Annotated in this window: 1 protein-coding gene; it reads left to right on the top strand. The window is 43.5% G+C overall.

Going from position 1 to position 1,369, the window contains the following annotated elements; genetic code table 11:
- The first annotated feature begins 75 nt into the window (after positions 1 to 75).
- Positions 76 to 1,238, top strand: a protein-coding gene (locus KQI58_RS22405) for an IS3 family transposase (protein ID WP_216411144.1) whose coding sequence is annotated in 2 segments (ribosomal slippage) — positions 76 to 352 and positions 352 to 1,238 — 1,164 coding nt in all. Because the reading frame shifts where the segments join, the coding sequence is not laid out codon by codon here.
- The last annotated feature ends 131 nt before the right edge of the window (positions 1,239 to 1,369 follow it).

Genomic DNA, 1,369 nt, shown 5'->3' with positions numbered 1-1,369 from the left:
TTGGATCGGCTACACTAGACTAGACAGAAAAAATAAGGTGTGTAGAATAAGAAAAAACACACTGGAGGATTGTTTATGTCAAGACGTCAACGTCGAACCTATTCAAAAGAATTCAAACAACAAATTGTCGATTTATATCTCGCAGGAAAACCTAGAGCCGAGATCATTCGTGAGTACGAGCTGACCGCTTCTACCTTTGATAAATGGGTGAAGCAGGCTCAGACCACTGGCTCCTTTAAAGAAAAAGACAACCTTACTCCGGAGCAACAGGAACTGATCGCTCTGCGAAAGAAAAATAAGCAACTGGAAATGGAGAACGACATTTTAAAGCAAGCGGCGCTGATATTCGGACGAAAAGACAAGTAATTGATGCCAACAAGCACAAATACTCGATATCAGCGATGTGCAAGGTCTTAAACATTTCGCGACAAACCTATTATTATCAAGCCAAAACAGTCGAAAACGAAGCCGAGCTAGAAGCACTCGTGGAAGAAGAATTTCTCCGCAATCGTAAAGCGTATGGCACCCGTAAACTGAAGAAATGCTTGGCCAATCTTGGGCTTCAAGTCAGTCGCCGCAGAATTGGGCGTATCATGAAGCAACGCGGATTGCGCTCAACCTACACACTCGCTCATTTCAAGGTGTCCGCTTCTTCTTGTAACGAAGCCAAAACAGCGAATGTATTGGATCGAAGCTTCTCAAAAGGAACACCATTGGAGGCAATCGTTACTGATCTTACCTATGTGCGTGTTGGTAAGCACTGGCATTATATCTGTCTTATCCTCGATTTGTTCAATCGAGAAATTATTGGGTATTCTTGCGGCAAGAAAAAAGACGCGGCGTTAGTCAAAGCGGCGTTCGCTCGAATCGTCTATCCTTTGACGAATGTGACTCTTTTTCATACGGATCGCGGGAAAGAATTTGATAACCAAACCATTGAAGAAATTCTATCAGCCTTTGATATCACGCGTTCTTTAAGCAAGAAAGGCTGTCCCTATGATAATGCGGTTGCGGAGTCTACATACAAATCGGTCAAAGTGGAATTTATTCGTCAGTACCAATTTGAAACGCTGGGAGACTTACAACGAGAATTATTTGATTACGTGCATTGGTGGAACTACTTGCGGGTGCACGGCACATTGGGCTACGAAACTCCAATGGCGTTTCGTCAAAAGAGATTGACGAAACGTCCCCTTGATAATGAGCTCGGATGTGATATCGGTGGAGAGGCAGCGTAATCATTTTAGCTTGAGCATCTGCCGAGAAGCATCAGATCCGAGGAGACTCATTTTCAAGGGCAATCGGAGCAATAACAGGAAGGTTTCATGACACCTTATAAATTTTGTCAAAAAAAGGGTTGCCATTCCAT

The sequence above is a fragment of the Enterococcus raffinosus genome (genome assembly GCF_018917525.1).
GTDB classification, from domain to species: domain Bacteria; phylum Bacillota; class Bacilli; order Lactobacillales; family Enterococcaceae; genus Enterococcus_A; species Enterococcus_A raffinosus_A.
The sequence above is the reverse complement of the archived record's forward strand: the minus strand, read 5'-3'. Positions and strand labels throughout refer to the sequence as shown.